Genomic DNA, 25,480 nt, shown 5'->3' with positions numbered 1-25,480 from the left:
AGAATGGGCCGCAAGGCAAGCGCAAAAGCACGGCCCTGCGATCAGCCGCGCCGTTCGACCCCGGCCATGCGGGTTTCGGTGGCGGCGATATCGACGATGCGGATGCCATAGCGGCCGTTCACCGTCACGACCTCGCCCTTGGCGATCAGCGCGCCATTGACCATGATGTCGAGCAGTTCGTCTGCCTGGCGATCCAGTTCCACGATGCTGCCTTCGGCCAGGTCCATGACTTCTGCCAGGCGCAGCGAGGTCGATCCGACCTCCACCGACATGCGCACCGGAATATCGGCCAGCAGCTTGAACTGGCGGTTGGCCGCCATGCGGCTGGCGCTGTCTTCCCCACGGGGATCCATCATCGGGGCGTCGCTCATATCACTCATTGTTCCGGTCCCTGTGCAATCTTTTCAATCTGGAAGGCGGCACGGCCATCCTGTTCGCCGATCGTGCCGTGCGCGACGATCCTGTCGCCGACGATCAGCGGCAGGCTGCGGCCGATCGTCACGGGTATGATGTCGCCGGCCTTGAGCTGCATCAGCTCCGCCAGCGAGAGATTGGGGCGGGCCAGCACGGTGCGGGCCGGCAGGCGGATGTCGCGCATGCGACGCGCCACGCGGGCCTGCCATACCGGATCGACATGCTCGTCATCGCTTGCGACCTTGCTGCCCATCAGTGCCTCGACGCCGCGCAGCGCCGCCAGCGGGAAGACCATGTCGATCGACCATTCGCGATCCCGGTCCAGCCCGACACGGAAGCGCTGCACCACCATCTGGTCGGCGGGCTGGGCAGCGGCAGCAAAGCCGATGCCGGTTTCACGCAGCAGCAGGCCAGGTTCCAGGGGCAGGACGTCGGACCAGCATTCGACCATGCGGGCCATGATAGTTTCGGACAGGCGGGCGATCAGCCGGTCTTCGGTCGGGGTAAATTCGCCGCGCGCGGGCAGCGCCCGGTTGCCAAGGCCGCCATAGAAGCAGTCGACCAGGGTCGAGATCATGGTGGCGTCCATGCACAGCAGCATCTGCCCCTTCAGGGGCAGCAGGCGATAGATGGACAGGCTGCAGAAATTGGGCGCGCCGGCCGACCAGGCGCCAAACTCCACGACCCGTGCATCCTCGGCCGCGACATGCGGGCGGATGCCGGAAATGGGTTCGATCAGCGCACGGATACGCCGGCCGAGCTTTTCACCCAGCCGGTCGAGGCCCGACAACATTACCGGAGCTTGCGCGTCCCCCCGCCCGAAGGCGAAGGATTGAACGTGATTCATGTCTGTCCCCTGCCCTCGGCCAGGGGACTTCCCAGCGTTCAGGCAGCGCTATTGAATAACGAAATTGGTAAAATAAACGTTATCGACACCGCCATAGCCGGTCTTCTGCTTGAGTACATCGTTGATGATGCCTCGGATTTTTCCTTGCAGCATGCGCTTGCCGTCGGGCGTGACCAGCTGCTCCTCGGGCTGTTCGGCGAGCATCATCAGCACCTGGCTGCGAATCGCCATCTCGTGCATCTTGATCGCGGCGATCACGCGATAGTCATAATAGGTCGACACCGCGACGGTGATCTGGGCGAAGGCGTCGGTGTCCGTCATGTTCGACGTGAAGGGCGCCTGGAGCTGGAAATAGGTGGCCTGATAGGCGGTCGGATTGGCCGGCGCGGGCAGGTCGATGCCCTTGCCCGGCGCATGGGCGGCCGACGGGGCATGCCCCTCGCCACCGGCGCTCGCATGGCCACCGCCTTCGCCACCACCACCACCGCCTTCACCGGCCCAGCCATGGGCGGTAGCGACAGCCTGCGCATCCTCGCCCGCCAGGACGAGCACGGGCTTGTTGGGATCTTCCTTGGGGCCTTCGGCCTTGGGGCTGAAGAAGCCGGCGGCGTACAGCCCGCCCGCGGCACCGGCACCGCCCACCACCATGGCGACGGCGACCAGCAGGATGAGCTTCATCCCCCCACCCTTCTTCTTCTTCTTCGCCTTGGGTTCATCGCTCATCGTTCACGTCCCCTGGAATATCCCGTCCCGGCCGTCAGGCGTAGCGCGCGCGGCGGACGTCACCGGCGCTATCGCCGGTGTCACCATGGTTAAGAACGGCCGGATCGCTCCCGGCTTTATGGCCAAGGCCATTATTTTCACGGCCCTGCCAGCGGCCCTGCGACGAGGATTGGCCCATCGACTGGCCCGCCATCTGGCCGGCACCCTGCCAGGCGCCCTGCTGTTGAGAGGCATTGCCCTGCTGGCCGTTCGACTGGCTGCCGGTCTGGCCATTGGCATCGGCCTTGGCCGCTTCGGCAACATGCGGCGCGCGTTCGATCTTCACTTCATGGATGCGCACGGCGGCAAGGCCCGCGTCCAGCTTCAGCCGGTCGCTATCCTGGCGCAGCGCCATTTCCGCCGCCTCGCTGGCAACGGTCAGGCTGACCGCCGCGCCATCGCCATCCTGGCGGATATCGACCTGGATCGGGCCGAGCTGGTCGGCATTGATCTGGAACCGGCCCTGCGCGCCATTGGCCGACAGACCGGCAATGTCGCGGGCTAGCCCGTCAATCCACTGCCCCGACACGCCCATGTCGACCACCTGCTGGCCAAGGCTGGCCGACAGGTCGACCGTCGGCATCGCCGCCGGGGTGACCGACGGGGTCTGGGGCGTGGCGGCCTGGGACACGGAGACTTCCGAGCCATGATGGGGCGCGGCCGGCGTGGCGGCGACCAGCGTATCGACGGCCGTGGTGGCCTTGTCCGGCGTGCGATCGCTGACCGGCGTTGCCGCTTCGGCGCTGTCGCGCACCGGCGTCGCCCGGCGGTTCATATGGTCGCGCACCAGTTGCAGCAGCGACAGGGCTTCCGCCTTGGCCGGCTTGGCGGCCACGGGCGCAGCCGGGACGTCGGTGCCAGCGGATGCGATCTCGACATCACCCTCGTCCGGGCTGTTGGTCGCGGCCACCGGTGCGGTCTTCTCGGTCGGCTTGGCGGTCGCCACGACCATTTCGGCGGGCGTGTCAGGGTTGACCTCCGGCGCCGCAGCGACGGCGGGCACGACCTGCTCGACCGGGCGCGGTGCAATCGCGGGCTGCGGGGCGGCCTGGACCGGGGCCTGCACGACATTCGGTGTCGCGTTGGCGACTGGCCCAGGCTGTGCCGGGATCATCGCAGCGACCAGTTCGGGCGTCACTGCAGGCGCCGTCACGGGCGCTGCAACGATCTGCTCATCCTGCCCATCCGCGCCGACCACCGGGGCCGTCACCGCTTCCTGTCCCACGGCCGGTTTCGAAGGGGCCTGGGTGTGGGACAATGAAGGTGACAGCGAAGGAGACACGCTCAAAGGCATCTCCCGGGTCGGCGCGGATGGAGCCGAAGATGCGGGGGCATCGATCGGCGCCTGCGGCAAGGGGGGGAGTGCAGCAGGCAAGGAATGGGCAATCGGATCGGCGACAATCGGCGCATCGCTGTCGACGGGCGCATCGGCCGTCACCATGTCAGCTTCGCTGTCAGCATCGGCGATGTCATCGGCCTCGGGCGCGGCCATCGCAGCCGGCAGAGGCTGCGGCGCGTGCGTCGGCGTGGCCTTGATCGGAGCATCAGCAAGGGCGAGCGCGATCGGGCCTTCGGCGTCGACCGGCAGCGGCAGGGCCACATCGGCGGTCGGAACCGGCGCCGGAGTGCGGATATCCGCAGGCGCAGGCGCGACCGCCGGGATCGGCAAGGGCAGCGGGAGGGCTTCGGCGTCAGCCTCGCCTTCGGGCAAGACGATCGGGGCGGGCTCGGCCGATACGGGCGCGACGGCCGCCTGATCCTGGACTGGCGCAGCGACGGGCAGGACCGGCTCGGCAACCGGCAATGTGGCCTCAACGACCGGCAACGCCGGTTCTGCGACCGGCTGGACCGGCATGGCCCGCTGGGTCAGGAATTCGGCGGTGTCCGGCAGAGTCGGTGCCTCGATTGCTTCGGGCGTCACGACAGGCGCATCGCCCTCGATCGTCGCTTCCGCCGGCAGGGCTGGCGCGCCCATGGTCGTGGCAGGCGCAGCCGGCTGCGCCGCGCCATCGACATCGCTCAGCAGCGCGGCGAAGTCGGTCGCACCCTCGACCACGGCCGAAGCACCGGCCACCGTCGCACCGGCCAGCGGCGTCGAGGAGAAGAGCAGCGATTTGAGGCTGGCGAGCATGGTCATGTCAATTGTCCCCCGTGCGCTGCATGCGGCGATAGCGCGGCAACGCGGCAAGCTTGTTCTCGCGCCATTCTTCCAGCGCGACGCGGGCCCGATCCTTCAGGCGCGCGGCAATTTCCTTCTCGCGGTTCGCCGCGATGCTGAGCCCTTCCTTCGCCTCCACCTTGCGGCGGGCGTCGTAGAGCGCGCCGTCGAGCTGGCGCCCGGCCTGCTCCAGACGGCTGGCCAGTTCCTGCATCGATGCGAAGGAAGCACCGGTAGCGCCGCCTTGGACACCGAACAGTTCGCCGCGCACCCGGCGCAGACGTTCCAGGTTGGTGGCGATCCCCTCCGCCTCGTCACGGGCGCGCGCGGTCTCGGCCATGGCCATGGCATGCTGGACATGGCGCACGCGCAGCACGCGATGACGGCGGGACACCAGCCCCTTCACGCCCCGAACTCCGCGATCAGCGCGTTGGCGCTGGTATCAAGGTCGATCCGGCTCTTCTGGTCCTGGCGGATGAAGTTCAGGATTTCCTGGCGACGCTGCACCGCCTCGTCGATCACCGGATCATTGCCGGGGCGATAGGCGCCCATCAGGATGAGGTCGCGATTTTCCTCATAGGCGGCCCAGAGGCGGCGATAGGCGGCGGCGGCCTGGCGATGCTCGTCCGGCACGACGTCGGCCATAACGCGCGACAGGGACTTGCCGATGTCGATCGCCGGGAAGATCGCCTGTTCAGACAGGCTGCGCGACAGCACGAAATGCCCGTCGACAATGGCGCGGGCGGCATCGACGATTGGATCGTCGGTGTCGTCGCCATCAGCGAGAACGGTGTAGAGCGCGGTGATCGAGCCGCCAGTGCGGGCGTCGACGCCGGCGCGTTCGACCAGACGCGGGATCAGCGCCAGCGCCGAGGGCGGATAGCCCTTCATCGCCGGCGGTTCGCCGAGCGCCAGGCCGATCTCGCGCTGAGCATGGGCGCAGCGCGTGAGGCTGTCGATCAGCAGCAGCACCTTCTTCCCGCGAGCGCGAAAATATTCGGCGATGGCGGTGGCGCGCGCGGCGGCGCGCAGGCGCAGCACCGGCGGATGGTCGGCCGGCACGGCAACCACGATGCTCTTGTGCATCGCATGCTTGAGCTTGGTTTCGAGGAAGTCGCTGACCTCGCGGCCACGTTCACCGATCAGGCCGGTGACGACGATATCGGCTTCCGCGCCGGCGATCATCTGGCCCATCAGCACCGACTTGCCGACGCCCGAGCCGGCGATGATGGCGATGCGCTGGCCGCGCCCGGCGGTCAGCAGCGCGTTGACGGCGCGCACGCCGAGGTCGAACGGCTCGGTCACGCGGCCGCGATCGAGGACATTGCCCTTCACACCGTTGAGCGGCCAGACGCCGCCGGCGATGATCGGGCCCTTGCGGTCGAGCGGCTGGCCCATGGCGTCGATGACGCGGCCAATCAGCCCCTCACCCACCTGCACCATATTGGCCTGGCTGTCGGGTTCGACACGAATGCCGTTTTCCAGCGGCGCATCGGCATCGAGCGGCACCAGCAGGGTGCGTTCGCCACGAAAGCCGACGACTTCAGCGCGACAGACCGATCCGTCGCTGGCAAGGACGCGGGCGCCCGAACCGATCGGACGGCGGAAGCCGGTGACTTCCAGCATGCCGGCATCATGGCTGACCAGACGGCCGACATGGCGCGGCTGGCGATTCTGGACCTGAAGATGCTCGAACAGGGTTTCGGCCTGCGCCAGCTCGGCGCGGATCATGCCTTACCCTCCATGTCGTCCATCAGGGCGCGCAGGCGCGCCAGACGAACGTCCGGGCCATCCTCGACCCAGCCATCGGCGGTTTCGAGGCGCACGCAGCCACGCTGCATGCTCTTGTCCGACACCAGCGGCACGCCGATCTGCTCGCCTTCGAGCAGGGCGACGTCGTCAGGATGCAGATGCAGCGCGCTCTTGTCGCTGCTGTCATCGATGAAGGCGGCGACCGCTTCGCAGCGCTGGGTCAGCCGGTCGAGATCGATCTGCACTTCGCCGACAATCTGTTCGACCAGGCGGACGACCGTGGCCGACAACATGGTCGACAGGCTGCCGCTGGGCGCCGGCGCCAGCATTTCGAGCGCGGCGGTCAGGCGGTTGCGCGCCTCGATCTCGTTCGCCTGATCTTCCCCGGCGGCGCGATAGCCTTCCTCGAAACCCTGCGAGAAGCCCGCCATATGGGCTTCGTCGATCGGATCGGTTTCCGGTTCGGCATGGATCGGCGCGCGGGCGGGCGCCGCGACGACGTCGCCGGGCAGCGCCGAATAGAGGCTGCGGAAGCCGTTACTGGCCACCTGGCCAACGCCGATCATCGGCACGCTCGATACGTCGTGGCTGGCTTCGGCGGCCCAGATCTTAGACAAAGTCGTTCCCCTTGCCACCCAGCATGATGGTGCCGGCATCCGCCATGCGGCGGGCGGTGGCGATGATCAGCTTTTGCGCGTCGATGACTTCGGCCAGGCGGATCGGGCCGCGTTCCTCGATCTCGTCGGCGATCGCCTGCGCGGCGCGGGCCGACATGCAGCTGAAGATCTTGGCCTTGAGCATGTCGTTCGCACCCTTGAGCGCCACGACCAGCACCTGGCTGTCGACGGTGCGCATCAACGTGCCCAGATTCTTGTCATCCATGTCGATCAGGTTATCGAAGACGAACATTTCCTCTTCGATGGTCTGGGCGATCATCTTGTCGCGCTTGGCGACGGCCTTCATGATGCGCTGTTCATTGTCCTTGCGGACATTGTTCATGATCGCGGCCGCCTCGACCGTGCCACCGCGCTGCGACGCCGCACCCTGCTTGTTCACCGGACCGCGCAGCAGCAATTGCTCCAGATCGTCCAGCGCCTCGTTCGACACCGGGCCGAGCGTGGCGATGCGATAGACGATCTCTTCCTGATATTCGGTCGGCAGCAATTGCAGCACGTCGGCGGCAACCGGCGCTTCCAGATGCGCCAGCACAATCGCCATGATCTGCGGATGCTCCATCTCGATCAGGATGGCGATTTCCTTGGCGTCCATCCACTTCAGCATTTCCAGCTGGGTGGAGCGGGTCGGCGGGGTGATGCGGGCCAGGATGGTTTCGGCCCGTTCCTCGCCCAGCGCCTTAGTCATCGCGCCGCGGATATGGCGGGTCGCGCCATAGCCGATGGTGGTGCGCTTCTTGGCCTTGGTGACGAAATGGTCGAGCGCCTCGTTCACTTCCTCGGGATCGACATCCTGCACGTCATACATGGCATAGCCGAGCTGACGGACTTCTTCGGGCTCCAGGCGCGACAGGATCTGGGCGGCCTCATCCTCATCGAACAGCATCAGCAGGACGGCGGCGGCGGCGCTGCCCTTGAGCGCCTCGGGACGGCCGGGGACGATCTCAGGCATTTTCCTTCTTCCCTTCCTTCAGAAGGTCGCGGACCACCAAGGCGGCGCGATCGGGATCCTGCTTGACGAAATTGCGGATCAGGTCGGCGCGCTGGGCATAGTCATAGGTGGACGAGATCATGTCGAGCGTCACCGGACGGCTGGGATCGGGATTTTCGGTCGCCTGCTTGGTCAGTTCGCCCGAGATTTCGCGACCCAGGCGCTGCCCGGCTTCGGCGGTCTCGACCGCTTTCGCTTCCTGGGCAGCGGCGCGGCGCTTGAGCAGCGGGCGGCCGATGCCGAAGATCACCAGCAGCGCGACCAGCAGGGCCGAGACATTGCGGATCAGCGGCGACATCCAGTCGGCCTCATACCAGGGCGCCTTGACCTCTTCGGCCTTGGCGAAGCTGCGGGCCGACAGGGCGACGACGTCGCCACGGGCCTGGTCGAAGCCGACGGCGCCCTTCACCAGCGCTTCCAGCGCGGCGATTTCCTGAGCGGAGCGCGGCTTGCCATCGGCACCGGTGTCGAGCGCGACGGCGACCGACAGGCGCTTGACGGTGCCGACCGCATCCTTGGTGACCGACACTTCACGGCCCAGCTCGAAGCTGCGGTTGAAGGTTTCCTCGGTCTTCATCGGCGGCAGGCCCGGCGTGGCCGGCTGCTGCTGTTCGGCCGTCTGGCCCTGCGTCACGGCCTGGCCGTTCGGGTTGGTCTGGGTCACGGTCGGGTTGACCGGCGCCTGGTTGCTGAGCGCGCCGGGGATGCCCGAAGCCTCGCCAGCCTTCTGGCCACGCTCGTCCGACGACCAGCTGCCCTGCTCGGCACGCAGGCGTGCCTCATCCTGGGGGAAGCTTTCGCGGGTCGCCTGGCGTTCGGCGAAATTCAGTTCGGCATGGACCTCGGCCGAGAATTTGCCATCGCCCAGGATCGGGGTCAGCAGCGCGACAACCGACTGGCGATAGCGATCCTCGATCCGGGTCTGGATGGCGAGCTGGCGATCGTCGGCGGCATTGCCGTCATTATTGCTGAGCAGGCGGCCATTCTGGTCGACGACCGAAATATCTTCCGGATTCAGTTCCGGGATCGACGAGGCGACGAGATGGACGATGGCGCTGACCTGCGCGTCGGTGAGCGTGCGGCCCTGCGACAGGCGGAGCATCACCGAGGCGGAGGGCTTGGTGCGTTCGCGCAGGAAGACGCTGGGCGCTTCGACCGCGAGATGGACCTTGGCGCTCTCGACGCTGTCGATCGCCTCGATCGTGCGCGCGAGATCGGTTTCGCGGGCGCCGCGCAGCTTCTCATTCTCGACCGCGCGGCTGGCGCCCATCGGCAGGCTGTCGATCATGCTGTTGCCGTCGGGTGCGCTCTTGGGCAGGCCCTGGGCGGCGAGCATCATCTTCGCCTTGAAATAATCGCCCTCGCCAACGGTCATGCCGCCGGCATTGTCGAAGTCATACTTGATGCCATTCTGGTCGAGCACCTGGGCGACGGCAGACTTGTCGCCATCGGGCAGGCCGCGGAACAGGTCGCGCTGCGGCGGTTCGCGCAGGGCCAGCCAGGCCGCGCCAGCCACCGCGACGGTGCCGAGCAGGCCGAGCAGCGGCAGGCTCTTGGCCACGGCCGGCTGCTTGATGAAGCCGGCGAAGCGTGCCTTGAGCGCGTCCACGCCCTTGGCATTGCCGAAGCTGGCACCGGTGACGGCCGGGAGGGCCGGGGCAGCGGCCGAGCCGCCGTCGATGGTGAGTGCGTTCTCGCTCATGGGTTAGACCGGCATGCTCATGATGTCCTTGTAGGCGGACAGGAGTTTGTTGCGGACCTGGAGGGTCGCCTCGAAGCTGACCGATGCCTGCTGCTTGGCCAGCATGACCGCAGCGATATCGGTGGTTTCGCCCCGTTCGAACGCCGAGGCGGCATCGCCGGCCTGGGTCTGCAGGCCGTTGACCTGCTGGAGCGCGTTGTTGAGCGCGTCGGTGAAGCCGCCGGGTGCGGTGCCCTGCGTTGCGCCCGCGCCGCCAGCCGAACCGACATTGCCGGTCGAGGCGACGTCGCGCAGCGCGGCGTTCTTCTGCAGGATGGCATTGCGCATCGCCATCACGCTGTCGGTGGGAGAGATACCGGTCATGCCCTAACCCTCCTTAAGCCGCAGCCAGCTCGCGCATCTCGGCGAGCCGATAGCGCAGCGTGCGTTCGGAAATGCCCAGCTTGCGGGCGGCGGCGGCGCGATGGCCATCGGTCTCGCGCAGAGCGGTGCGGATCGCTTCCAGCTTGGAATGATGGGCGACGTCGCGCAGGCGGATCGGTTCGGCCGGCGCGGCAGCGACTGCGGCTAGCGGCGCGGCCGAAACGATACGCAGCGGCTGCGGCGCGCCGGCGACGTGCAGGTCGTCGGCTTCGATACGCTCGCCGTCGCGCAGCACCAGCGCGCGCTGAAGGACGTTACCCAGCTCGCGGGCATTGCCCTGCCAGCGATGGGCGGCCAGCTTGTCGAGTGCGGCGGCGGTCGGCCAGACAAAGCCGTCCTTGCCGGCATCCTGGTGGCGCAGCAGCATGGCGGCGGCGATCGCGGCGATGTCGCCGGGACGTTCGGCCAGAGGGCGCAGTTCCAGCGCCATGACATTGAGGCGCCAGTAAAGATCTTCGCGGAAGCGGCCAGCGGCGACTTCGTCGGCCAGGTTGCGGTTGCAGGCGGCGACGATGCGGACATTGACCGGCACCGGATGAGTGGCGCCAACCGGCAGCACTTCGCCTTCCTGGAGGGCACGCAGCAGCTTGGCCTGGAGCGCGAGGGGCAGCTCGGCGATTTCGTCGAGGAACAGAGTGCCGCCGTCAGCGGCCAGGAACAGGCCGTCCGAGGCATTGGATGCGCCGGTGAAGCTGCCCTTCTTGTGACCGAACAGCATGGCTTCCATCATGGTTTCGGGCAGCGCCGCGCAGTTGACGGCGATGAAGTCATGGGTGACCCGGCCGGACTGGGTATGAAGGAAGCGCGCCATGCCTTCCTTGCCGGTGCCGGTGTCGCCCTGGATCAGGACGGTGGCATCGCTGCGGGCCACGCGGCCGGCCAGCGTCATCAGGCGGGCGCTGGCGGCATCGCCAACCGCCGGAACCGAAGCCGGGCGGGCCAGCTCGGCGATCAGCGCGAAGGCAAAGCCCATGTCTTCGAGGCCAAAGGCAACGCGGGCGGGCAGGCCATTGGCCGCCGGCACCAGCGACGGCTTGCCGTCGACCAGGTTGATGAGGATATCGCGATGGGTGGCATGGCCGATCTCGGTCGCGAGAAGGACGCGGCGGCTATCCCGCTCACGCGGGCTCTGCGCATCCACGATCCGCACCGTGTACAAGGCATTTTCGAGCCAGTGCTGCAAGCCCGGAACGAGCGCGCAGACCCCACGGCTCACGTCAAGCGATGACATGAACTGTCCCCAGTGTCTTGGCAGGTTTGTGCCCCCGCACGCCCCTACCCCCTTCGATGACTTAAATTTACGCCAGCGTGGTTATTAGATGGTTAACGCGGCCATTAACTTGCCGGTGACCGGCAATTTTTTTCCGCTCCGCCGGCAGAAAAATCGCACTCTATATATACGCGCACGCGTAGAGAGCTGTTTTTCGGTCTTTTTCCAGAAAAATCGCATCGGCCCCTAAAAGCTTTTCGCGGCCCGCCGTTATCCCCTTTCGAGGCCGCAAGCGTCAGACGACAGCGACCTGATGAACGGAAAGGGAATATCATGACTGTTATCGGAACCAACTCGTCGGCGCTGCGGGCCACCAATGCTTCGGCCGCCTCCAGCAAGGCTCTGTCCACCGCCATGGAGCGCCTGTCGACCGGCAAGCGCATCAACTCGGCCAAGGACGACGCCGCTGGCCTGGCCATCGCTTCGTCGATGACCTCGCAGATCAAGGGCATGACCCAGGGCATCCGCAACGCCAATGACGGCATCAGCCTGGCGCAGACCGCAGAAGGCGCACTGGGCGAAGTCACCAACATGCTGCAGCGCATGCGTGAACTGACCGTCCAGGCCGGCAACGACACCAACGACACCACCGCCAAGGGCAACATCAAGTCGGAAATCGACCAGCTCGCCACCCAGATCGGCAAGGTTCTGACGGACACCAGCTTCAACGGCATCAAGCTGTTCGACGGTTCGGCCGGCCCCGCCGCTGACGGCAAGATCAACATCCAGGCTGGCGCCAACTCCAGCGACGCGATCGAAATCGACCTGGGCAATGTCGAAGACGACACCGATGTCGCGGCCGTCGTGACCGGTGGTGCGGTCACGACCGACCTCGACGTCACCGCCACCGGCTTCGACGTCGGCGCAGCGCTCGACCTCTACGACTCGGCCCTGAAGGCGATCGACACCTCGCGCGCCAATCTCGGTGCGGTGCAGAACCGCCTGGAATCGACTGTCAACACGCTGACCGCGAACGTCACCAATCTGACCGACGCCAAGAGCCGCATCGAAGACGCCGATTTCTCGACCGAAACCACCGCGCTTGCCAAGGCCCAGATCCTGAGCCAGGCATCGACCGCGATGCTGGCCCAGGCCAACCAGAGCCAGCAGAACGTCATGAAGCTCATCCAGTAATCCGGATCGGACACCGAAAATGACGGGTTGAGGTATTGGTCACCGGCAACCCGCCATGTCACCCCCGGCACATCAACAGTCCCCACCGTGCCGGGGGTAACACCTTCGATCAAACGGCCAAATTCGAAGCCTCCGTCCCCCCGGACGGGGGCTTCATCGCGTTTGATTACAGGCACATCTTGCAATGGCGCGATCAGCACCCATGATGGACGCATGACCATGATCGACCGGCGCGCCTTGATCGCTGCTTCGGGCGCAGCGCTGCTGCTCCCCCGCCCTGCCCTTTCCCAAGCCAGAAACGACCGTTTCTCTTGGGATGGCATCATCGCCATGGCACAGAAGCTGGCGCGCAGCCCCTTTGCCGAAACCCCGCCCAATCCGGTCGCCGCCAAGGTCGGTTATGACCAGATGCACCAGGCCCGGTTCCGCGACGAGAAGACGATCTGGGGCGACCTGCCCGGCGACACCGGCGTCCGCCTGTTCCCGCTGAGCGGCACGGCCCAGCAGCCGGTGCAGATCGCACTGGTGGACAAGGGCGTGGCGACGCCGCTGCGTTATGACCCCGCCATGTTCGAGACGCCCGACGGCAATGCCGTCGCGGACCTCGGCCCGGACGCGGGCTATGCCGGCTTCCGCATCATGAATGCCAGGCGCGACGGCGACTGGCTGTCTTTCCTGGGTGCCAGCTATTTCCGCGCGCCCGGCCCGACCAAGCAGTTCGGCCTGTCCGCCCGCGCGATCGCGATCAACACCAGCATTCCGGGCAAGGAGGAATTTCCCCGCTTCACCCATTTCTGGCTGGAGCGGACCGGCGACAGCAGCGTCACCGTCTATGCCCTGCTGGACGGCGCATCGATCACCGGCGCCTTCCGCTTCGTCAATCGGCTTGGCGCCAAGGGGGTGACGCAGGACGTGACCGCTGCCCTCTTCCCGCGCCGGCCGATCCCCGAACTGGGCCTGATGGCGATGACCAGCATGTTCTGGTACGACGAGGCGCACCGGACCAAGGGCACCGACTGGCGCCCGGAAATCCATGACTCCGACCTGCTCTCCATCGCCAGCGCCGATGGCAGCGCGCAGGCCCGTCCGCTGGTGAACCCGTCCGTCCCGCGCGTCGATGGCTTTGCCGAGACCAGCCCCAAGGGCTTTGGCCTGTTGCAGCGCGACCGCAATTTCGACCATTATCAGGATGACGGCGTCTATTATGACCGTCGCCCCTCGCTATGGGCGACGCCGTCTGCGCCGCTGGGCGCGGGACAGGTGCGGCTCTACACCTTCCCGACCGACAGCGAATATACCGACAATGTCTGCGCCTATTGGACGCCGGCCAAGGCCGCGCGTCCCGGCAGCCGGATCGATGCCGCCTATCGGCTGGACTGGACGGCGGACCGGGCACCCGCCGGCAGCAATCTGGCGATCGTGCAGGCGGTCTGGCGCGGTCGTGGTGACGAAGCCGGGGTCGAACGACTGGTGATCGACTTTGCCGGCCTGCCCGCCGATGCGAAGCCTGACCTGTGGACCGATATCGGCAATGGCACCATCGTCAAGAAGGGCGGATATCCGGTGCTGGGCCAGGCGGGATTGTATCGCGTGGCAATCGACATCCGCAAATCGGGCGACAGGGCGGCGGATATCCGGGTCCAACTTCGCTCTGGCAATCGCGCGTTCAGTGAATATGTGCATTATCCGATAGGCGCATGAAGGGAACGACGCGGGTAGCGAAAGGTTCTAGCGCTCGGGTTAACCAGGAATGGGTCTGACATGACATCGACAGGAGGCACGAACGTGGCCGATGGGGCCACGGGGTCGCAAGCGCTTGTCCGGGCGTTCGAAAGCGTGCCGGCAGAAGCGCCGCTTGCCATGCCGGTGCAGGATTTCACGACCGCGCCGGGTCGGATTCATCGGCCGCTGAACATCGACCTGTGGGCCCGCCGGCTGCTGGTCGTGCTGCTGGCACTGCTGCCCGCCGCGCTTGCCGCGCACGAGATGCGCCGGTCGATCGGCCTGGACGGCATTTCCTTCTGGGAAGGCGTCTATCTGGCCCTGTTCATCCCGCTTTTCGCCTGGATCGCCTTCGGCTTTGCCACTGCCGCGATCGGCTTCCTGCTGCTGACGGTCGGCAAGGGCAAGGGCGTGCGCCCCTATATCCCGCGCGACCGCACACCGCTCAAGGCGCGCACCGCCATCCTGCTGCCGGTCTGCAACGAGGATTTCCTGGGCGTGCTCGGCCGCCTGTCGATCATGGAACGATCGCTGTCGCAGGTGATGGGTGGCGAGCGCTTCGAATTCTTCATCCTGTCGGATTCCAACCCGGAAAATGGCGAGACCGAGCGCAAGGCCTATCTGGAAATGCGCAAGGCCTTCTCGCGCCCGGTCCATTATCGCCGCCGCGCCCGCAATATCGGTCGCAAGCCGGGCAATATCGAGGAGTGGGTGACCCGTTTCGGCGGCGCATATGACCATATGATCGTGCTGGATGCCGACAGCGTGATGAGCGGCCAGACCATGGCGCGCCTGTCGGTCGACATGGAACGCCACCCGCATCTGGGCCTGATTCAGACCGTGCCGACGGTGATGGGCGCGGCCACGCTGTTCGCCCGCTGGCAGCAATTTGCCAGCCGCCTGTTCGGGCCGATCTCGGCCGCCGGCATGATCTGGTGGGCCGGGTCCGAAGGCATGTTCTGGGGCCATAATGCGATCGTGCGGGTGCGCGCCTTCGCCGAAAGCTGCGGCCTGCCCGAACTGCCGGGCCGGGCGCCCTTTGGCGGCCATATATTGAGCCATGACATGCTGGAAGCGGCCCTGCTGCGCCGGCGCGGCTGGGACGTCCATATGGTCACCGCCGACGACAGTTTCGAGGAATTTCCGCCGGCCATGCCCGACCTGTTCACCCGCGATCGTCGCTGGTGCCAGGGCAATATCCAGCATGTCCCGCTGCTGGCGAAGATCAAGGGGTTGCACCCGGTCAGCCGGTTCCAGCTGTTCGTCGGCGCATCGGCCTATTGCACCTCGCCGCTATGGCTGGCGATGATGCTGGTGGTTTTGGGCGGCGTCGCCACCGGCGTATGGCCGCCGGCCGCCGTGCTGCCATCCAGCACGCTGCTGACGGTAACTGCAGTGCTGCTGTTCGGTCCCAAGATATTGGCGATCGGCTGGGCCATGGCCGACCCGTCGCGGCGGATCGGCTTTGGCGGCGCAGTGCGGATGACGCGCGGCGTGATCGCCGACATCCTTCTGTCGATCCTGATGGCGCCGGTCGCGATGCTGACCCAGACGATCAACCTGTTTTCCATCCTCATGGGCCGCAAGGCGAGCTGGAACGGCCAGACCCGCGACCGCGACGGCATGGCGATCCTGGGCGCGATCTGGCTGTTCAAATGGCATATATTGCTGGGCGTCGGCCTGGCCGTGCTGGCGGTGCGCGCCAATGCGATCGGCTGGATGAGCCCGGTGCTGGCCGGCCTGTTCGCCGCGCCCATCCTGGCCGCGCTGACCGCACGCAAGGATCTGGGCCAGCGGGCGGAAAATAGCGGCCTGTTCCAGGTGCCCGAACCCTGGTGGCGGACACAGAATTACCGGCCGCTGCGTTTCCGCTGGCCGGTTCCGGGTCGCAAGGCATCGGTATCGCGCCCCGCCAACGACGGTTGACGGGCGCGCGGGCCGGTCAGTTCCAGTCGCTGAGCTTGCCGCGCAGCTTGTCGAGCGCCGACTTCTTGATCTGGCACACGCGCGCCGCGCCGATGTCCAGCGTCTGGCCGATTTCCTCCAGATTGAGTTCCTCGACGAAATAGAGTTGCAGCACCAGCGCCTCGCGCTCGGGCAGTTCGCCGATGCATTTGGCGAGCGCGCCCTTGAGCGATTCGCGCTCCATGATGTCGTCGGCGCGATCCTCGACATCAGCGAACCACATGGACTGGTCGGAATAGACCTCGTCCATGCTGGTGTGCTGGACCATCTCGGCGCCATCGGCCGCCTCGCGATAGTCGGCGGCATCCATGCCCAGTTCAGCGGCCATTTCCGCTTCGAGCGGCGCCCGACCCAATTTCTGTTCCAGCTTCGCGCGGGTGGCGGCCAGCTTCTTGCGGGTCGCCATGGCGGAGCGGCACAGGGTGGAATGGCGCCGCAGATGATCGATCATCGCGCCGCGCACGCGCAATTGCGCATAGGAGGCGAAGCCCAGGCCTCGATCCTCGAAGCTGTTGGCAGACTCCACCAGCGCAACCATGCCGATCTGCAGCAGATCCTCCACCTCGATCGCGCTGGAGACACGGCCATGGACATGCCAGGCGATCTTGCGCACCAGCGGCATGTAGCGGCGCGCCAGCTGTTCGGGGGAATTGGCAAGCCCTGCCCGTCCATAGGTAAGGACATCCGAGCCTGCAGCGACCTTATTCATATACATTGGTCAGTCTCCTCAGGCGACGCGTTCACGCGGCAGCGGATCGTGCCGGGGCGTGGGACGCTGCTCGCCACCGACGACAGCGACAACCTCGACACCCTTGCCGTCCGGGATTTCCAGGAAGGACAGCACCGGGGTCTCGGGCAGATGGGGTTTGAACAGCCGGGCGAGCGCGCGGCGCGCGACCGGCGAGGTGACGATGGCGAAATTGCGTGCCTGGCCCAGCATCGGCCGGGCGGCATGCACCACCGATTCGACGATGCGGTTGCCCAGGCTCGGCTCGATCGGATGCTTGGCGTCGCCGGCGACACGCATCGCCTGCGCCAGCATCGCTTCCAGATCGCCGTCGAGGGTGATGACCGGCAGCGGCATCTTCACCGGGACGAGGCCCTGGATGATGAGTGCGCCGATGCGCTGGCGCACCGCTTCGACAAGCTGTTCGTGGTTCATGTCGAGGCGGGCCGCATCGACCATCGCCTCGCAGATGCGGCGGAAGTCCTTGAGCGCGATCCCTTCCGACAGCAGCGCGCGACAGAGCGCGGAAATCTGCGTCAGGCTGAGCGTGCCGGGGGTCAGGCCATCGACCAACTGCGGCGCGACATCCTTGAGATTGTCGAGCAGCTTGCGAGCCTCGTCCAGGCCAAACATCTCGGCCGCGTTCATCGCGATCAGCTGGTTGAGATGGGTGGCGACCACCGTCGGCGGATCGACCACGGTATAGCCGGCGACCACCGCCTCGCTGCGCTTGGCCGGCGAAATCCAGACGGCGTCGAGGCCGAAGGTCGGATCCTTGGCCGGGCGACCAGCGACCGTGCCTTCCAGCATGCCGCTGTCCAGCGCCAGCAGATCGTCAGGCCAGATATCATCCTCGCCCACGACGACGCCGGCGATGGTGATACGGTACTGATTGGGTTCGAGTGCCAGATTGTCCTTCACGCGGACCATCGGCACGACAAAGCCCAGTTCCTTCGACAACTGGCGACGAATGCCGGTGATGCGGGCCATCAGCGGCGCGCCCTTGCGTTCGTCGACCAGGCCGATCAGGCCATAGCCAATCTCCAGGCCCAGGATCGCGCCATCGGACACGTCGTTCCATTCGATGATGGCCGGGTTGGGCGGCGGCGCGAGCGGTTCGGGTTCGGCAGCCTTGCGCTGGCCGGCCTTGCGCAGCTGCCAGGCGATACCGCCGGCGATGGCAGCGGCCGTCAGGATGATGAGATGCGGCATGCCCGGCAGAATGCCGAGGAAGCCGAGGATCGCGGCAACGGGCACCCACGCCTTGCCGGTGCCGAACTGGCCGGCGACCTGGGCCGACAAATCCTGTTCGGACTTGACGCGGGTCACGATCGAGGCGGCGGCGATCGACAGCAGCAGCGCCGGGATCTGCGCAACCAGCGCGTCACCGATGGCGAGCAGGATATAGGTCTGGGCCGCATCGCCCATCGCCAGGCCATGGCTGACCACGCCCAGGATGATGCCGCCGATGATGTTGATCGCCAGGATCAGGATGCCGGCGATCGCGTCGCCCTTCACGAACTTGGACGCACCGTCCATCGAACCGTAGAAATCCGCTTCGGTCGCGACTTCAGCGCGGCGCAGCTTGGCTTCCTCGGGCGTCATCAGGCCAGCGTTGAGATCGGCGTCGATCGCCATCTGCTTGCCCGGCAGGGCGTCCAGGGTGAAGCGGGCCGACACTTCCGACACGCGGCCCGCGCCCTTGGTGATGACCACCAGGTTGATGATCATCAGGATCGCGAAGACGAAGATGCCGACGACATAGTCGCCGCCGATCAGGAAGTGGCCGAATGCCTCGATTACCTGGCCCGCGGCGTCCGACCCCTCATGGCCCGACACCAGCACGACGCGGGTCGAGGCGACGTTGAGCGCCAGGCGCAGCAGGGTCGCGAACAGCAGCACCGTCGGGAAGCTGGAAAAGTCGAGCGGCTTGGCGGCGTTCAGCGCCACCATCAGCACGGCAAGGCTGATCATGATGTTGGTGATGAAGCCGATGTCCAGCATCACCGCCGGCACCGGCACCATCATGAACAGCACGACCATCAGCGTGGCGAACGGCAACACCGCCCCCTTGGCGGCGCTCATCCAGATCTTCGCTTTGACTTGGGTGGGAGTCATGAGAGGCCGTTACCTTCCGAGGGTGGCGAGCATGAGATAGGCGAGACGCGCCGTCTGCGGTTCCGGGCGGACGGTAACGTCGGCCTGGGTCGCAAGGCGCTGGGTTTCGATCCGCACATAATCGGCGGGAGCGACGGTCTTCGCACCGCTGGGCAGCCCAGTTGCGCCAGATGCGTCGGCATATTGGACATTGCCGGTGCCAATCGAATCGACACCCTTTTGCAGCTTGCTGGCGAAGCGATCGCGAATATCGGCAAAGCTGCGGGCATTGCCCTGCTTGTCGTAGAAGATCGAGCGATTGGCGCGGGCCGCCGCCGGGAAGATCGAGGCGGCGGTTGCGCCAGGCGCGCGATCATTCATCGACAGAAATTTGGACGCACCACCCACGCCCAGGAAATGGGCGAGGTAGAGATCGACCGGCTCGGCCTCACGACCCAGGCGGCTTTCCAGATAGGCCTTGTTGTCGGCGGCATGTTCCGCCGCCATGACGGAGGCGGTCTCGGGGTGCTTGCGCAGGTCCAGGATCTGCTGGCGCAGATCGGGGTCCGACACATAATAGCGGCCATTGCTGCCCTTGCTGATCGCGTCAGCCGCCCAGTCCAACCCATATTCGGCGCCATGCTTGTCAACGACGGCGAGCCAGCTCTGGTCGACGAACTGATAGAGGCCGGTGGCGGAAGAGGTGGCGGCACGCGCGCTGGGGTTCAGGCTGGATTCGATCTTGGCCTGACCAAGCAGGTAGGAGAAGTCCACGCCGGTACGACGGCTCGCCATCGCAATCGCGTTGGTGACGCGATTACCGGCCGAAGCTCCCGTTGCTGAAATGTCTGCAAGTGCCGACACTGACCCACAATCCCCATTTGGTACCGTGGGCTATTAGAGCAGTGCTTGTGCCAAGATTTGGTTAACGCGGTTAAACAAGATTCTGCGTAAAACGAAAAACGGCGCCGATTGGCGCCGCTTTAGCCCGAAAGCAAAATTTATTTTTGTCAGCGCCGACCGTAGGTGAGCGGCGCATTGCGAGCGCCGTTGGAGGTCAGGATCGCGAGTCGCTGGCTGGTATAGTCCGCCAGCACATTGGTGCGGACGCGCGCCGCTTCGATCAGCGGCAGGAGGCGGTTGAGCCGTTCCACCACATCGGGTTCGGAACGCCAGGCGCCGATCGCACGGGCGGCAGCGGCCGCCGTGCTGACCCTGGTGCTGGCGGCTTCGATCGCGGCCGCATCATTGCCGTCCAGCGCAGCGCGCAGGTCGTCAAATGCGGCGAAGAGACCATCCAGTGCAGCAAGGCCGAGGGGCATGAAGGAATGTCCTGTTTAGGCGGGAAGATCGAGCGCCATCATCCGGTCGGCGATCACCGACGGGTTGACGGGATAATTGCCCGAAGCGATCGCGGCTTTGATGGCAGCGATGCGGTCGATGTCGACAGGCGCGCCTTCGGCCGCCATGCGCGCCGCCGGGCTGGCCGACGTCGATGCCGACGCGGTGGTGCCGGTCGATCCGGTTGCCGATGCGGCGCGGGTCTTGCCCCCTTCGCGCAAGCGGTTAGCCTCGATTGCCGAACTGATGCTCTGGCCGACTGAGTTGATCATTGGTTCATTCCTTCACTCGTCCCTTGAACGCTATAACGGACAAGTTCAAAAATTATTAAATCCCGGAATGCGCACTACGCCCATGTCCACGATCTGGGCAAGTACAGGCGATGACTTCTTGTCTTCGCGCACGCGAATCGTCTCGCCAATTGCGCCATCTTCATCGGCGATCATCATGCGCGAGACGCTGAAACTGGCATTGCCGGCCATGAGCTGAACCGGATCGCCGCGTTTGACGATTGATTCCTTGACAACCGGCCGCGCGGCCGGGGCATAGCGACCGACCGGGCCGGAAGCAGCTGCGGCGGCGCCCGCGACCAGCGGCACGCGGATGCGCCAGCCCAGTGCATCGCACTTGACCATGGCGGCGCCGAAAATCGGCCCTTCGACGCTGGGCGTGGTCGGGCAGGCTGCAAGGCGGAGGCGACGATCGACCGGCGCCAGCGGGCCACCGGGTTCGCCCATGTTCGCACCGACGGTCATCGCGACCAGGCTGTCGATGCGATCCAGATTCTCGAACTTCTGCTGCGCCAGCGCGGGCTGCGCAGCGGCGCAGGCCAGGGCGATGGCGAGGAACTGAACGGGTCTGGTCACGGCGTTTCTCCGAAAATGCGGACTTTCGCCATGGTTAAAAGCAACAAACGTGCCAGTTAAGGATCAGGGTTTCACGGTCTCGCCCGGTGCGATGCGGATCACCTGCCCCTGCCCGTCGGCGCTGTCCGCCTGATCCAGGCCGCGGATGAGCAAGCGATCGCCGCCTATGCCCTGCGCCTTGAGCGCACGCGCCACGGCGCCAAGCCGCGCCGCCGCCAGATCCCAATCGTCGAAACGCTGTCGCGCCCGGTCCTGCCCCTGGCTACGCAGCTCGATCATGCGGTCATCCTGCATATAGGGCCGCACCGCTGCGCGCAGGCGTATCTGCCCCTGCGGCGTCAGCATCGCCTCGCCCGGCGCAAACAGTTCTGCCGCGCGCAGCTCGATCGCCGTGCGGGCGGGACGGCCACCAAATTGGCGACTGACCTCCGCCAGCATCGCGTCGCGGCGCTGGCTGCCGGTCGCCTGGAGCAGCACGAAGAAGCCGAGCAGCAGCATCAGCAGATCGGCAAAGCTGACGGCCCAGCGATTGCGCCGGGCCGCCGTTGCTGCCGATGGGATTGCGGGCGCGGTCATGCGACTTCGCGGATCGATGCGCGGCGCAGCGGCGCATTTTCGCGCCGCGCGATCGCCAGCATGCGGGCCACCGCCTCCTGCTGCCAGGCAAGTTCCTGTTCGGACAGGGTCGCCAGCCGCGCGGCGATCGGCGCGGCGAGCAGATTGGCGATGACCACGCCATAAAGGGTTGTGAGCAGCGCAAGCGCCATGGAAGGACCAAGCGCGGACGGATCATCCATCGCCGCGAACATGCCGACCAGCCCGATGATCGTGCCGGCCATGCCCAGCGCCGGCGCCGCATCGGCTACCGACAGCCAGACATTGCGCACGCTGGCGTGGCGCTGAGCCCGATCGGCCAGCGTCTGCGACGCCCAGGTTTCGAATTGTTCGACACGATCGCAATTGGCAAGGCGACGCGCGGCATCGACCATGAAGCCGCTGTCGCTTTTCACCCGGTCGATGCACATCAGGCCGCGCAACTGGGCCACCTGGTCGATCTGGAGCAGGGCCGTGCGCGCCGCATCCCGGTCGCGCAGCGGATCGGCGCGCAGCAAAGGTCGCAACGCCACGCAGGCCCGGCCGACCGCCTGAACGCCATTTTGCGCCAGCGCCACGACCGCGACACCACCCAGCATCGCGGCGAGCGTGAGCGGATCGAACAAATGCGCCAAAATCCCGATCATGCCACCTTCCGTTCCGCCATGCTGACCGGGCGGCAAAAGATTGCCGCCACCCGGCAAATTTTTGCCGCCCTTGCCGCCCGATGCCGCGAAAGCCCGGATTTCCGGCAGTTTGCCGCGCCATCCTGCGTCACCCACGCAAATTGGCACGGTCCTTGCGGATATCCGGCTGGATCGCTCGCATCGAACGCCATCAGGCAGGAGAACGGCGGGACGATCGAAAGCTTTAGGCCCGAAAGGGCAAAAAGGGACTGACGGGAAATGTCGCTGGAAGACGGTTTGTTCGGGATCCACGGAAAGGCGCTGGCGCTTCGCTCGCAGCGCCTGTCCCTGCTCGCGTCGAACATCGCGAACGCTTCGACCCCCAACTACAAGGCGCGCGACATCGATTTCGATGCCGCGCTCAAGGAAGCGACCGCCCAGAGCGACCGCGGCCCGGCCGATGTCGGCCAGGCAGTGGACGATGCCATGGGCTATCGTGTGCCGTTGCAGCCCAGCCTTGACGGCAACACCGTCGAACTGAGCACCGAACAGACCCTGTTTGCGGAAAATGCGGTGAAATATCGCACCACCCTCTCCTTCCTGGAGGGCCGCATCAACACCATCAACCGCGCGCTGAAGGGAGAATGAGCATGAGCGGTTCAGGCCCCATGAATGTGTTCGACATCGCCGGCCGCGCCATGAGCGCGCAGCTGGTGCGTCTGAACGCCACCGCATCGAACATGGCCAATGCCGGCAATGTCACCGGCAGCGCCGCCGAAGCCTATCGCGCGATCAAGCCGGTTTTCCAGTCGGTTACCGACAGCCCCGGCGTATCGACGGTCAAGGTCGCCAATGTCGTGACCACCAATGCGGAACCGACCAAGCGCCACGACCCGAATCATCCGCTGGCCGACGCCAATGGCGATGTCTGGGAATCGGCAGTCGATAGCAATGCGGAGATGGTCGACATGATCGAGACCGCCCGCATGTACCAGAATAATGTGCAGGTGCTCAACACCGCCAAATCCCTGATGCTCGAAACCATAAGGATCGGCAAATGACGACGACGTCTACCGTCACCGATAGCGCAGGCCTTTCGGTCTACAACCCGAATGCCAATGTCGGCACGGGCAGCGCGACCATGGATCAGTCGAGCTTCCTGACCCTGCTGACCGCGCAGATGCAGTATCAGGATCCGTTCGAACCGGTCGACAATACCGAGATGGTGTCGCAGATGGCGACCATCACCCAGTCGACTGGCATCGCCGAAATGAACCAGTCGCTGAAATCGCTGGCTTCGGAACTGAGTGGCACGCGGCTTGGCGATGCAGCCAGCTGGATCGGCAAGTCGATGCTGGTTCAGAGCAATGTCGCGGTGCCCGATTCCAGCGGCTATTATGCCGGCCAGATTACGCTAAGCGGCGCCAGCGATGCCGTCAGCGTCGACCTGGTCGATGGCGACGGCAATGTCGTCAAGTCGATCGACCTGGGCGCGCAGAGCGCCGGCGAAGTCGCCTTCTACTGGGATGGCAAGGATGATGCGGGCGAAACCGTTTCCTCCTCCGCCCTGCAGGTCAAGGTCAATGGCGGCACCACCAGCCAGGTCGCGACCTGGGCCACCATCGCCGCCGTCCAGTCACCCGCTGACGGTTCCTCCTCCAAACTGATCACCGCGCTCGGCAGCTATGCGCCGACCGACGCGATCAGCCTGATGTAATTTCACCCATCCTTTTCACCCAAGGAGCTACGCCATGTCCTTCTATGTTTCGCTTTCCGGCCTCAAGGGCGCACAGGCCGACCTGTCCGCCGTCTCGAACAACGTCGCCAACGTGAACTCGACCGCCTTCAAGAAGAGCAAGGCCCAGTTCGGCGACATCTTCGCCGCTGCGCCGATGCAGACCACCCACCAGGTCGCCGGCCAGGGCGTGCGCGTGCAGGGCATCACCCAGCAGTTCACGCAGGGCACGATCGAAACCACCGACAAGACGCTGGATATGGCGATCTCGGGCGAAGGCTTCTTCACCGTGAAGGGCGAAGACGGCACCATCAGCTATACCCGCAACGGCGCCTTCTCGGTCGACAATGACCGCTATGCCGTCGACACCACCGGTTCGCGCATCCAGGTGTTCGCGGTCGACCCCGACACCGGCGAGATCACGACCCCGCCGACCAACTCGACCACCCCCAACGACCTGACCGACCTGCAGATCCCGACCACCTACAAGGGCGAGGCCGATGGCGCGCAGCTGACCAGCGTGGGCGTGGGCAAGGACGGCCTGGTGTCGGCCATCTATGCCGATGGTTCGACCGTCTATCTGGGCCAGGTCGCCATGGCGTCGTTCAACAGCCTGGAAGGCCTGCGCCAGCAGGGCGACGCGCACTGGACCTCGACCGTGGAGAGCGGCAGCGCGATCATCGGCACGCCCAACCAGGGCATGTTCGGCGCCGTCAATTCGGGCTCGCTGGAACGTTCCAACGTCGACATCACCGACGAACTGGTCCAGCTGATCGCTGCCCAGCGCAACTTCCAGGCGAACTCGAAGGCGATCGAGGCGGCCAACACGCTGACCACCACCATCGTCAACATCCGTAGCTAAGGCTTAGGGTAGAAGGGGTAGCCCATGGACCGGCTCGTCAACACGGCACTGACCGCGATGCGCGGTGCGATGGCCCGCCAGGCGTCGATCGCGAACAATCTCGCGAACGCCAACACGGTCGGCTTTCGCGCCGAAATCGCCAATGCCGAGACGCGCTGGATCAAGGGCGATACCTTCGATACCCGAGCCCAGGCCTCCGAACAGGTGATCGCCGCCGACATGGCGCAGGGGGCGGTCACCGAAACCGGCAATCCGCTGGACGTGGCAATGAACGGCGACGCACTGCTCGCCGTTCAGTCCCCGGACGGACAGGAAGCCTATACGCGCCGTGGCGACCTGAAGGTCAATGACAGCGGCCTGCTGACCACCGGCGACGGCCTGGCCGTGCTGGGCCAGGGCGGCCCGATCACCCTGCCCCAGATGGACAGCGTGTCGATCGCCCAGGATGGCAGCATCTGGGGCGTGCCCCAGGGCGGCGATCCGGCCAATCCGCAGCAGGTCGACAAGCTGAAGCTGGTCAATGCCGCCGGTTCCAGCATCGCCAAGGGCACAGACGGGCTGTTCCGCGAAGTGAATGGCGGCGCCCTGCCCGAAGATCCGATCGCGACCGTCACATCGGGATCGCTGGAAGGATCGAACGTCAACGCCACCGCCGCGCTGGTCCAGATGATCGAAGCCAGCCGCGCCTGGGAAACCCAGATCAAGATGATCGATACCGCCAAGCAGATGGATGACGGCGGCGCATCGCTCATGAAACTGGATGGTTAATTTTGGCACGCATCTTGCTGTGAACGACGCATGAGCATCCCTTCGGGGAG

The 25,480-nt window shown here is 65.8% G+C and carries 28 protein-coding genes; 9 read left to right on the top strand and 19 right to left on the bottom strand.

From position 1 onward, the window contains the following. Positions 1-41: 41 nt before the first annotated feature. The 11 genes from fliN to E5554_RS09190 are packed head-to-tail and all read right to left on the bottom strand — an operon-like array spanning position 42 to position 10,954. Positions 42-380 (bottom strand): flagellar motor switch protein FliN, encoded by a 339-nt coding sequence (gene fliN / locus E5554_RS09240; protein ID WP_004208183.1) that lies wholly within the window; start codon positions 378-380, stop codon positions 42-44. Beyond that, positions 377-1,261, bottom strand: a complete 885-nt coding sequence (locus tag E5554_RS09235) for a FliM/FliN family flagellar motor switch protein (RefSeq protein WP_201450201.1) — start codon at positions 1,259-1,261, stop codon at positions 377-379. The genes fliN and E5554_RS09235 overlap by 4 nt, the downstream gene beginning before the upstream one ends. 48 nt (positions 1,262-1,309) lie before the next feature. Beyond that, positions 1,310-1,984: a flagellar basal body-associated FliL family protein gene (locus E5554_RS09230; protein ID WP_136186608.1), complete on the bottom strand. Its 675-nt coding sequence runs from the start codon at positions 1,982-1,984 to the stop codon at positions 1,310-1,312. Between the two features lie 34 nt (positions 1,985-2,018). After that, complete coding sequence (locus E5554_RS09225) at positions 2,019-4,160, bottom strand: flagellar hook-length control protein FliK (RefSeq protein WP_136186607.1); 2,142 nt, start codon at positions 4,158-4,160, stop codon at positions 2,019-2,021. 1 nt (position 4,161) lies between these two features. Further along, the gene (locus E5554_RS09220) at positions 4,162-4,587 is read right to left on the bottom strand and encodes a hypothetical protein (RefSeq protein WP_010338845.1); all 426 of its coding nucleotides are present in this window, start codon (positions 4,585-4,587) and stop codon (positions 4,162-4,164) included. Next, on the bottom strand, positions 4,584-5,912 hold the full coding sequence (locus tag E5554_RS09215) for a FliI/YscN family ATPase (protein ID WP_010338846.1): 1,329 nt from the start codon (positions 5,910-5,912) through the stop codon (positions 4,584-4,586). The genes E5554_RS09220 and E5554_RS09215 overlap by 4 nt, the downstream gene beginning before the upstream one ends. Then, a complete protein-coding gene (locus tag E5554_RS09210; protein ID WP_069335732.1) occupies positions 5,909-6,550 on the bottom strand; it encodes a FliH/SctL family protein in 642 nt (213 codons plus the stop codon). The genes E5554_RS09215 and E5554_RS09210 overlap by 4 nt, the downstream gene beginning before the upstream one ends. Further along, positions 6,543-7,559: a flagellar motor switch protein FliG gene (fliG, locus tag E5554_RS09205; RefSeq protein WP_017500447.1), complete on the bottom strand. Its 1,017-nt coding sequence runs from the start codon at positions 7,557-7,559 to the stop codon at positions 6,543-6,545. Before fliG ends, E5554_RS09210 begins: the two co-directional genes overlap by 8 nt. Beyond that, on the bottom strand, positions 7,552-9,300 hold the full coding sequence (fliF, locus tag E5554_RS09200; protein WP_136186606.1) for a flagellar basal-body MS-ring/collar protein FliF: 1,749 nt from the start codon (positions 9,298-9,300) through the stop codon (positions 7,552-7,554). The genes fliG and fliF overlap by 8 nt, the downstream gene beginning before the upstream one ends. A gap of 3 nt (positions 9,301-9,303) precedes the next feature. After that, positions 9,304-9,663, bottom strand: coding sequence for a flagellar hook-basal body complex protein FliE (gene fliE, locus E5554_RS09195; protein ID WP_010338848.1), 360 nt, complete (start codon positions 9,661-9,663; stop codon positions 9,304-9,306). Positions 9,664-9,676: 13 nt separating this feature from the next. Beyond that, positions 9,677-10,954, bottom strand: coding sequence for a sigma-54 dependent transcriptional regulator (locus E5554_RS09190; RefSeq protein WP_136186605.1), 1,278 nt, complete (start codon positions 10,952-10,954; stop codon positions 9,677-9,679). Between the two features lie 312 nt (positions 10,955-11,266). Between E5554_RS09190 and E5554_RS09185 the strand changes: the two genes are divergently transcribed. The 3 genes from E5554_RS09185 to mdoH all read left to right on the top strand — a co-directional run bounded on the left by E5554_RS09185 (position 11,267) and on the right by mdoH (position 15,775). Then, positions 11,267-12,127 (top strand): flagellin, encoded by an 861-nt coding sequence (locus E5554_RS09185; protein WP_136186604.1) that lies wholly within the window; start codon positions 11,267-11,269, stop codon positions 12,125-12,127. Positions 12,128-12,340: 213 nt separating this feature from the next. Then, the gene (locus E5554_RS09180; protein WP_136186603.1) at positions 12,341-13,828 is read left to right on the top strand and encodes a glucan biosynthesis protein; all 1,488 of its coding nucleotides are present in this window, start codon (positions 12,341-12,343) and stop codon (positions 13,826-13,828) included. A gap of 60 nt (positions 13,829-13,888) precedes the next feature. Beyond that, complete coding sequence (gene mdoH / locus E5554_RS09175) at positions 13,889-15,775, top strand: glucans biosynthesis glucosyltransferase MdoH (protein WP_136186602.1); 1,887 nt, start codon at positions 13,889-13,891, stop codon at positions 15,773-15,775. 16 nt (positions 15,776-15,791) lie between these two features. On the opposite strand, the gene E5554_RS09170 is transcribed toward mdoH, so the two are convergent. From E5554_RS09170 to E5554_RS09135, 8 genes are all read right to left on the bottom strand, one after another. After that, entirely contained in the window at positions 15,792-16,529 is a 738-nt protein-coding gene (locus E5554_RS09170; protein WP_010338853.1) for a FliA/WhiG family RNA polymerase sigma factor, read from the bottom strand. A gap of 12 nt (positions 16,530-16,541) precedes the next feature. Next, positions 16,542-18,659, bottom strand: coding sequence for a flagellar biosynthesis protein FlhA (flhA, locus tag E5554_RS09165; RefSeq protein WP_136186601.1), 2,118 nt, complete (start codon positions 18,657-18,659; stop codon positions 16,542-16,544). 9 nt (positions 18,660-18,668) lie between these two features. After that, positions 18,669-19,502 carry a lytic transglycosylase domain-containing protein gene (locus E5554_RS09160; RefSeq protein ID WP_136186600.1) on the bottom strand — a complete coding sequence of 278 codons (834 nt, stop codon included), beginning with the start codon at positions 19,500-19,502 and terminating at the stop codon, positions 18,669-18,671. 146 nt (positions 19,503-19,648) lie between these two features. Then, on the bottom strand, positions 19,649-19,960 hold the full coding sequence (locus tag E5554_RS09155) for a hypothetical protein (protein WP_004208200.1): 312 nt from the start codon (positions 19,958-19,960) through the stop codon (positions 19,649-19,651). Positions 19,961-19,975: 15 nt separating this feature from the next. Beyond that, positions 19,976-20,251 (bottom strand): flagellar biosynthesis anti-sigma factor FlgM, encoded by a 276-nt coding sequence (gene flgM / locus E5554_RS09150; RefSeq protein ID WP_136186599.1) that lies wholly within the window; start codon positions 20,249-20,251, stop codon positions 19,976-19,978. Positions 20,252-20,296: 45 nt separating this feature from the next. After that, positions 20,297-20,845: a flagella basal body P-ring formation protein FlgA gene (locus E5554_RS09145; RefSeq protein WP_136186598.1), complete on the bottom strand. Its 549-nt coding sequence runs from the start codon at positions 20,843-20,845 to the stop codon at positions 20,297-20,299. Positions 20,846-20,908: 63 nt separating this feature from the next. After that, complete coding sequence (locus E5554_RS09140; protein ID WP_069335727.1) at positions 20,909-21,421, bottom strand: flagellar motor protein MotB; 513 nt, start codon at positions 21,419-21,421, stop codon at positions 20,909-20,911. Continuing rightward, entirely contained in the window at positions 21,418-22,086 is a 669-nt protein-coding gene (locus E5554_RS09135) for a MotA/TolQ/ExbB proton channel family protein (RefSeq protein ID WP_210729814.1), read from the bottom strand. Before E5554_RS09135 ends, E5554_RS09140 begins: the two co-directional genes overlap by 4 nt. Between E5554_RS09135 and E5554_RS23195 the strand changes: the two genes are divergently transcribed. From E5554_RS23195 to E5554_RS09110, 6 genes are read left to right on the top strand one after another with little or no spacing between them, the layout of a single operon-like run. Beyond that, positions 22,066-22,338: a hypothetical protein gene (locus E5554_RS23195; RefSeq protein ID WP_210729813.1), complete on the top strand. Its 273-nt coding sequence runs from the start codon at positions 22,066-22,068 to the stop codon at positions 22,336-22,338. The genes E5554_RS09135 and E5554_RS23195 overlap by 21 nt on opposite strands. 6 nt (positions 22,339-22,344) lie before the next feature. Beyond that, a complete protein-coding gene (gene flgB, locus E5554_RS09130; RefSeq protein WP_004208205.1) occupies positions 22,345-22,713 on the top strand; it encodes a flagellar basal body rod protein FlgB in 369 nt (122 codons plus the stop codon). A gap of 2 nt (positions 22,714-22,715) precedes the next feature. Continuing rightward, positions 22,716-23,126, top strand: coding sequence for a flagellar basal body rod protein FlgC (flgC, locus tag E5554_RS09125; protein ID WP_004208206.1), 411 nt, complete (start codon positions 22,716-22,718; stop codon positions 23,124-23,126). Next, on the top strand, positions 23,123-23,782 hold the full coding sequence (locus tag E5554_RS09120; protein WP_004208207.1) for a flagellar hook capping FlgD N-terminal domain-containing protein: 660 nt from the start codon (positions 23,123-23,125) through the stop codon (positions 23,780-23,782). Before flgC ends, E5554_RS09120 begins: the two co-directional genes overlap by 4 nt. Before the next feature lie 34 nt (positions 23,783-23,816). After that, complete coding sequence (locus E5554_RS09115; RefSeq protein ID WP_004208208.1) at positions 23,817-24,662, top strand: flagellar hook-basal body complex protein; 846 nt, start codon at positions 23,817-23,819, stop codon at positions 24,660-24,662. A gap of 24 nt (positions 24,663-24,686) precedes the next feature. Further along, on the top strand, positions 24,687-25,430 hold the full coding sequence (locus E5554_RS09110) for a flagellar basal body rod protein FlgF (protein WP_136186596.1): 744 nt from the start codon (positions 24,687-24,689) through the stop codon (positions 25,428-25,430). Positions 25,431-25,480 lie beyond the last annotated feature (50 nt).

This window comes from Sphingobium sp. PAMC28499 (assembly GCF_004795815.1).
GTDB lineage: Bacteria > Pseudomonadota > Alphaproteobacteria > Sphingomonadales > Sphingomonadaceae > Sphingobium > Sphingobium yanoikuyae.
This window is presented reverse-complemented; position numbering and strand designations above follow the sequence as displayed.